Source organism: Amycolatopsis sp., from assembly GCF_035276945.1.
Lineage (GTDB): Bacteria > Actinomycetota > Actinomycetes > Mycobacteriales > Pseudonocardiaceae > Amycolatopsis_E.
Map to the genome: position 1 here is coordinate 19,604 of NZ_DATELF010000118.1, position 7,600 is coordinate 27,203.

A 7,600-nucleotide genomic window follows, 5' to 3' on the forward strand; every position below is an offset into this window, starting at 1 on the left:
CGGCCGTCGACCACAGGAGGTAGGGGCGTGCCTGAGCAAGCGAGTCAGGGCGGCGGAGTCACCAAGATCCTGGTCGCCAACCGGGGCGAGATCGCGGTCCGGGTGATCAGGGCCGCGAAGGATGCCGGACTCGCCAGCGTCGCGGTGTACGCCGACCCCGACCGTGACGCCCCGCATGTCCGCCTCGCCGACGAGGCGTTCGCACTCGGCGGGACCACCGCGGGCGAGAGCTACCTCGTGATCGACAAATTGCTCGACGTGGCGAAGCGTTCGGGTGCCGACTCGGTACACCCGGGTTACGGATTCCTGTCGGAGAACGCGGACTTCGCCCAGGCCGTGATCGACGCGGGCCTCACCTGGATCGGCCCGGGCCCGCAGGCGATCCGCGACCTCGGCGACAAGGTGACCGCGCGGCATATCGCGCTGAAGGCGGGGGCGCCGCTGGTGCCGGGCACCAAGGACCCGGTGTCCGGCGCGGACGAGATCATCGCCTTCGCCGAGGAAAACGGCCTGCCGGTCGCGATCAAGGCCGCGTTCGGTGGTGGCGGGCGCGGGCTGAAGGTGGCCCGCACCAAGGAAGAAATCCCGGAGCTGTTCGAATCCGCGGTGCGTGAAGCGGTTTCCGCGTTCGGTCGCGGTGAGTGCTTCGTCGAGCGGTACCTCGACAAGCCGCGGCACGTCGAAGCCCAGGTGCTCGCCGACAAGCACGGCAACGTGGTGGTGGTCGGCACGCGGGACTGCTCGCTGCAACGCCGTCACCAGAAGCTCGTCGAAGAGGCCCCGGCGCCGTTCCTGACCGACGAGCAGCGCCAAACCATTCATTCCTCGGCCAAGGCGATCTGCCGCGAGGCGGGCTATTCCGGTGCGGGCACCGTCGAGTATCTCGTCGGCGCCGACGGCACGATTTCGTTCCTCGAAGTCAACACCCGCCTGCAGGTGGAACACCCGGTGTCCGAGGAGACCGCCGGGGTCGACCTGGTCCGCGAAATGTTCCGCATCGCGCGCGGCGAAGAACTTCCGTTCACCGAGGACCCCACGCCACGCGGGCACTCGATCGAATTCCGGATCAACGGCGAGGACGCGGGCCGCAACTTTTTGCCCGCGCCCGGCACCGTGACGAAACTGGTGTTGCCGTCCGGGCCCGGCGTCCGGGTCGACGCGGGCGTGGAGACCGGCAGCGTCGTCGGCGGCCAGTTCGACTCCATGCTGGCCAAGCTGATCGTCACCGGCAGCGACCGCCGGCAGGCCCTGGAACGCAGCCGTCGCGCGCTCGACGAGCTGATCGTCGAAGGGCTTGCCACCGTGGTGCCGTTCCACCGCGCGATCGTGCGCGACCCGGCCTTCACCGAGTCCTTCACCGTGCACACCCGCTGGATCGAAACGGAATTCGACAACCAGATCCCGCCCTTCGAAAACCCGGCCGCGCCGGCGGAAGCCGCCGAACCGCGGCAGACCGTGGTCGTCGAGGTCGGCGGGCGGCGGATGGAGGTCTCGCTGCCCGGCGATCTCGCGCTGGCCGCCGGTGGCGGTAACGGCGGCGCCACGAAGGCCAGGCCGCGCAAGCGGGCCGGTGGCGCCAAGACCGCGGTCAGCGGCGACGCGGTGACCGCGCCGATGCAGGGCACGATCGTCAAGGTCGCCGTCGAGGATGGCCAGCAGGTCGAGTCGGGCGAACTGGTGGTCGTGCTCGAGGCCATGAAAATGGAAAACCCGGTCACCGCGCACAAAGCGGGCAAGGTTTCCGGCGTCAGCATCGAGGTCGGCTCGGCCGTCACCCAGGGCGCCGTCCTGCTGGAGATCAAGGATTAACGCCCGGAAAGCCGGCAGGCCGTTAATATCCGTGGCGTGAACGAGTCTCCAGACGTCCGCATCGGAGACGCCGACCGCGAGCGGGCACTCCAGGCGCTGGGCGAGCACATGAGCGCCGGCCGGCTCGACCTCAACGAGTACGGGGAACGCTCGGCGAAGGTGACCGCGGCCAGGACCCAGCGAGAGCTCACCGAACTCTTCGGCGATCTGCCCGAGCCACACCCCACGTTCGGGACATCGTGGGCGACCGTCGCCCAGCCGACCGCGAAACAGGCGGTGGCCTGGGTCGACCGGCCGTTGAACCAGCGTCTCGTCGCGGCCGCCCTGCCGCTGCTGTGGGTGGCCGGCATCGTCATCGGGCTGAGCACGGGCGTCTGGTGGTTCATGGCGCTGCCGTTCGTCGCGACCGCGGTCGGGCGTGGACTCTGGGGGCAGGGCTGGGAGCGGGACCAGCGGCGGGACCGGGAGCGGCGACGAGAGCTTCGCGACCGTGACCGCGACCGGCCGTAGAATCGCCGCGTGAGTGCGGACATGCGGCTCAGCGACGCTGAGCGCGACGAGGCGATCAACGCGCTGTCCGAGCACGTCCGGACCGGCCGGCTGGACATCGAGGAGTTCGGCACGCGCTCGGCGAAGGTGAGCACGGCGAGGACCCGTGGCGAACTCCTACCGCTGTTCACCGATCTGCCGGCCCCACGCCCGAGCGTGCTGGACGAACCGGCCAAGCCGGTGGCCCTCCGCCGGTTCGTCCCGGGTGTCGTGCCGATCGCGGTGGTCGTCGCGCTGCTGCTGTACTTCACCGTGGCGCGCGGGATGTGGCTGGTCTTCCTGCTGCCCGCCGCGGTGGCGCTGGTTTACGCGGGCCGGTCGAGATGATCTGTTCGGAAGAGCAGAACCGCTGATGGAGCCAGTCGAGATCAACGCGGGAGAGTACTACCTGCGCCAGCTCCGCGCGGATGACCGGCTGGACGACCGGCCGGCGCTGGTCGAGGCGTTCGCCGATGCCGAGCATCAGCGGTTCGTCCTCAACTACCGCCTGCACGACCTTGACGAGGCCGGACGCTATGTCGCCCTGCGCGCCTGCGAGTGGGCCTCCGGGCGGCGATGTTCCTGGGCCATCGCGGAGCCCACGACGGGCCGCCTGCTGGGTGAGGTCGGCCTCAAGGACCTCGACCCGCACAACGGGACCGCCGAGGTCGCGCTCTGGGTGCATCCGTCAGCACGTCGCCGTGGCGTCGGCGTCACCGCCCTCAATGCCGCGCTGCGGTTCGGCTCGGGCGCGCTCGGTCTGCGCGAGGTCAACTACCTGTACCACGAGGGCAACGTGGCCTCAGCCGCGGTCGCGAGGCGGTGCGGTTTCCAGTTCTTGGATACGCTGGTGTCATCCGATGGGCGCAAACTACTGCGCTGCATTCGTGTGACCGAATAAGCTTGTGCCAGCGGACACAATTCCTCGCACCTGAACCGATCTTGTGATGATCTGGTGCAGGTCTTCGATTCAGCGCCGAACGGGGGAAACGTGGGCGAGTCCAGCCTCTTCCTGACCCGCATGCTCGACGTGCTGTGTGATGGCGGCAACAAAATAGCCTTTGCGCATCGTAGCCGGTCGATGACTTATCGGGACACTTTCGACTCCCTGAGACGGTTGCACGGGACCCTGAAAACGGAAGGCATCGCCCCGGGGCAACTCGTCGCCATTACCGGTGGAAACATGCCGGAAACATTTCTGCTGCAGATCGCGGCCCACTTGCGCGGCGCCCGGGTCGCGCATGTCACCTCACCCACATCGGTGGGCGATCTTCACGCCGACCACATCATCTCCGCCAACCCGGAGGGCCCGCTCCTGCTCGCCCGTAGCGGCGCCGCCACCGCCGAGGCGGACATCGCCCTGCCTCGCGAGGTGGAAACGCTCTTCCCGTTGGACGACAGGTTCGTGTGCGAACGGGAGAGTTATGAGGAACTCGCCCGCACCTGCCGCCCTCGCCCGGACGGCCCGCAGCGCGTGCTGCTGATCGCGCCCATGTCCCACCCGATCGGCAACCGCATCACCTGCAAGGCCCTGCTCTCCGGCGACACCGTCGTCCTGCACGAACGCGCCCCCGAAGAGGCGGTCATGCATACTTCAGCGCGATGACCGTGGTAGTCAGCAGGACGGCCTGAGTCCCGACGAACACCGCCAGCCGCGGGTGCCTGGTTTCGGCGGACCTGGTCACGTGCGTCGCGGGGAGCCCACCCGAACCCGAACACCGGAAGCGAAACAAGGTAGGACACGCCGAGCGGCCGCAGGTGCTCGGCGGGTTGCCCAGCCCAAAGTCCCATGAACGCGGCGAACAACGCCATCGCCGGGATGATCGCATGGATCCGCTCCGGTTCCCCCTCGGCATCGACCGGATGAGCGCCAGGGAAGCGGTGGCCGGGAACCACCCGGTCATCACCATCGGAGTCGCGGGACAGCACCCCGAACGGCAGTAAGCCGAGGTGAGCCGATGCCGTCGGCCGACCTGAAGGTGACGAGGAACAGCATCAGCGGGACAAGCACGCCCGACAGTCCTACTCCCCAGGTCCGGCCTTGGCCGAATCCACTCCGGGCCGCCCCTTGACACGCTCCTCCGCAAGGGCAACGCGATTACGTTTCCTTTGCGAGACCTTGCGACGACGAGGCGACCTCCGGGAAACCCCCATTGCCGCAATCCATTCGGGCAAAACGGGCACGGTGGCGTCCCGTCAGCGAAGCGCCGTCACCCCACCGGTTCGGTCAGGCGGGCGCGAGCCTCCGGGGCACTGGAGCGGCGCGCGTCGGCGGCCTCGTCACTCGGCTGGGTCTGCGAGTCGCGTTCGGCCGCGACCCGGGCGGTATAGACCTTGATCTCGTGCGCGACGGTCTCCTCCGACCAGCCGAGCACCTCCCCCATCAGCCCCGCGACCTGCTCGGCGCAGTCCACCCCGCGGTGCGGGTACTCGATGGAGATCCTGGTCCGCCGTGCCAGCACGTCCTCCAGGTGCAGCGCCCCTTCGTGGCTGGCCGCGTACACGGCCTCAACGGCGAGGTAGTCCGGCGCGTGCTCGATCGGGCGCAGCAGTTCGGGCCGTCCGGCGGCCTGCTCGAGCACCTGATGCACCAGCGAGCCGTACCGGTCGAGCAGGTGCCGGATGCGGTACGGATGCAGGCCCACCCGCGCGCCGAGGTGGTCGGCCTGGTTGACCAGCGCGTGGTAGCCGTCCGCACCGAGCAACGGCACCTTGTCCGTGATCGACGGCTGCAGCCGGCCAGGCAGGTCCACCGCCGCCGCGTTGACCGCGTCCGCCGCCATCACCCGGTACGTCGTGTACTTCCCGCCCGCGATCGCGACCAGCCCGGGCGCGACCCGCGCGACGGCGTGTTCACGGGACAGCTTCGAGGTCTCCTCGCTCTCACCGGCGAGCAACGGCCGAAGCCCGGCGTAGACGCCCTCGATGTCGTCATGCGTCAACGGTGTCGCGAGGACGATGTTGACATGCTCCAGGATGTAGTCGATGTCGTGCTTGGTCGCCGCCGGGTGCGCGAGGTCGAGGTGCCAGTCGGTGTCCGTGGTGCCGACGATCCAGTGATTGCGCCACGGGATCACGAACAACACGGACTTTTCGGTGCGCAGGATGACACCCGACTCCGAGACGATCCGGTCCCGCGGCACCACGATGTGCACACCCTTGCTGGCCCGGACCCGGAACCGGCCACGGCTGCCGGAAAGCCGCTGCAGCTCGTCCGTCCACACCCCGGTGCAGTTGATCACGGCGCTGGCCTGGATTTCGGTTTCCCTGCCGTCCTCGACGTCCCTTACCCGCACGCCCGAGATGCGGTCGGCCTCACGCAGGAACTCCACCACCTGCGTCGACGACCGGACAACGGCGCCGTAGTGCGCGGCGGTGCGCGCGACCGTCATCGTGTGCCGGGCGTCGTCGGCCTGGGCGTCGTAGTACCGGATTCCCCCGATGAGCGCGTCCCGTTTGAGCGCGGGCACCATGCGCAGGGCACCGGCCCTGGTCAGGTGTTTCTGGCCGGGCACGGACCGTGCACCGCCCATCGTGTCGTAGAGGAACAGCCCGCTCGCGGTGTACGGGCGCTCCCAGACCCGGTGGGTCAGGGGGTACAGGAAGCTCACCGGCTTGACCAGGTGCGGGGCGATCCTGGTGAGCATCAGCTCGCGTTCCCGCAGCGCCTCGCGGACCAGCCCGAACTCGAGCTGCTCCAGATAGCGGAGACCGCCGTGGAACAGCTTGCTGGACCGGCTGGACGTGCCCGAGGCCAGGTCACGCGCCTCCACCAGGGCGACTCTGAGGCCACGGGTGGCCGCGTCCAGCGCGGTGCCGGCACCGACCACGCCGCCGCCGATCACCACCAGATCGAACGTCTCGTCCCCGAGCCGCGTCCAGGCATCCTCGCGCGCGGCCGGGCCCAGTTCCGCCTCAGTCACTCCGGCTTCCTTTCTCACGCCTGTTCCTGATGTCCAGCATGGCACGTTCACCGTCGACGGGACGTGCCGGAACCACCCTCGGCAGCCCGCGGAAACTTCGTCCTGCCAGCTACGAAAGGGCGGCTTAGGCTGTTTTCAGGCAGCGACGCCTCGGGCTCAGGGAGGTGCGACATGTCCGAGCGAATCCCTCACCCACGCCTCAGTGACCAGCGACCCAGAACCTGGGCTCGCATGCGCCAGACTACTGGCGGCGAGTTACTGGCGGAATTTCTCGGCACGGCCATCCTGATCATACTTGGTTGTGGTTCGGTCGCTGTCGCTGTCGCCGGGCTGCCCGGCTCAGGTCGCCAGTCGGTCCCGTTCGGCGCGGCCAACTGGCTGATCATCGCCTGGGGGTGGGGCCTCGCGGTGGTCTTCGCCGTGTATGTGGCCGGCGGCGTCAGCGGAGCACACATCAACCCGGCGGTGACCCTGGCCTTCGCCGTCCGGCGAAAATTCCCCTGGAAGAAGGTGGTGCCCTACTGGGCGGCTCAGGTCGTCGGCGCACTCGCCGGCGCGGCAGTGGTGTACGCCGTCTATCACGACGCCATCAACGCGTTCAACGCCGCACAAACCCCGCCGGTCACGAACCGGGCGGACTCGCTGGCCACCTTCTCGATCTTCGCCACGTTCCCGGCGTCGTATTTCGGCGGCGTCTGGTGGGGACCTCTGGTCGACCAGGTCGTCGGCACGGCCATCCTGGTGGGCGTCATCGCGGCGCTCATCGACCGGCGGAACCAGGCACCGCAAAGCAACATGGCACCGTTCATGGTCGGTCTGGTCGTGGCCGCGATCGGCTTCACCTACGGGACCAACGCGGGATACGCGATCAACCCGGCACGTGACTTCGGCCCACGACTGCTGACCCTGTTCTTCGGCTGGGGCAACAAGGCCTTCCCCGGCAACGGCGCCTGGTTCAGCAACTACTGGTGGATACCGATAGCCGGACCACTGATCGGCGGCGTGCTCGGCATCCTGGTCTATGACCTGTTCATCGGTCAGGTGCTGACGGCACGGCAGGCTCCGGAAGCGGCGCCCACGCCCGAACCCGGCCGGGTGCCCGGGACGGCCGAGCAACCCGCCAAAGCGGAATAGCGAGCCGTCCGGTTCGCGATCGCACGAGACAGGGAGCAGTCATGCCGTCTTACGTCGCAGCCGTCGACCAGGGCACCACCTCGACCCGGACCATGATCTTCGATCACTCGGGCCGGGTGGTGTCCGTGGACCAGAAGGAGCACGAGCAGATCTTCCCCCGGGCCGGTTGGGTCGAGCACAACGCGGGGGAGATCTGGGAGAACACG

General features: G+C 68.6%; 8 protein-coding genes. 7 read left to right on the forward strand and 1 reads right to left on the reverse strand.

Going from position 1 to position 7,600, the window contains the following annotated elements:
• Positions 1–27 precede the first annotated feature (27 nt).
• The 5 genes from VJT49_RS21660 to VJT49_RS21680 are packed head-to-tail and all read left to right on the forward strand — an operon-like array spanning position 28 to position 3,943.
• Positions 28–1,809, forward strand: coding sequence for an acetyl/propionyl/methylcrotonyl-CoA carboxylase subunit alpha (locus VJT49_RS21660; protein ID WP_324166711.1), 1,782 nt, complete (start codon positions 28–30; stop codon positions 1,807–1,809).
• A gap of 36 nt (positions 1,810–1,845) precedes the next feature.
• On the forward strand, positions 1,846–2,319 hold the full coding sequence (locus VJT49_RS21665; RefSeq protein ID WP_324166712.1) for a DUF1707 domain-containing protein: 474 nt from the start codon (positions 1,846–1,848) through the stop codon (positions 2,317–2,319).
• A 21-nt stretch (positions 2,320–2,340) separates the two neighbouring features.
• Positions 2,341–2,685, forward strand: a complete 345-nt coding sequence (locus VJT49_RS21670; protein WP_324166718.1) for a DUF1707 domain-containing protein — start codon at positions 2,341–2,343, stop codon at positions 2,683–2,685.
• A gap of 25 nt (positions 2,686–2,710) precedes the next feature.
• Positions 2,711–3,238: a GNAT family N-acetyltransferase gene (locus VJT49_RS21675; RefSeq protein WP_324166713.1), complete on the forward strand. Its 528-nt coding sequence runs from the start codon at positions 2,711–2,713 to the stop codon at positions 3,236–3,238.
• Between the two features lie 54 nt (positions 3,239–3,292).
• A complete protein-coding gene (locus tag VJT49_RS21680) occupies positions 3,293–3,943 on the forward strand; it encodes a hypothetical protein (protein ID WP_324166714.1) in 651 nt (216 codons plus the stop codon).
• A 604-nt stretch (positions 3,944–4,547) separates the two neighbouring features.
• Here the strand turns inward: VJT49_RS21680 and VJT49_RS21685 are convergent.
• The gene (locus tag VJT49_RS21685; protein WP_324166715.1) at positions 4,548–6,260 is read right to left on the reverse strand and encodes a glycerol-3-phosphate dehydrogenase/oxidase; all 1,713 of its coding nucleotides are present in this window, start codon (positions 6,258–6,260) and stop codon (positions 4,548–4,550) included.
• Positions 6,261–6,491: 231 nt separating this feature from the next.
• On the opposite strand from VJT49_RS21685, the gene VJT49_RS21690 reads away from it, so the two are divergent.
• Both VJT49_RS21690 and VJT49_RS21695 read left to right on the forward strand, forming a co-directional pair.
• Positions 6,492–7,394, forward strand: coding sequence for an MIP/aquaporin family protein (locus tag VJT49_RS21690; protein ID WP_324166717.1), 903 nt, complete (start codon positions 6,492–6,494; stop codon positions 7,392–7,394).
• Between the two features lie 41 nt (positions 7,395–7,435).
• Positions 7,436–7,600, forward strand: a 165-nt coding sequence (locus VJT49_RS21695; protein ID WP_324166719.1) for an FGGY family carbohydrate kinase, incomplete at its 3' end; no start/stop codon positions are given.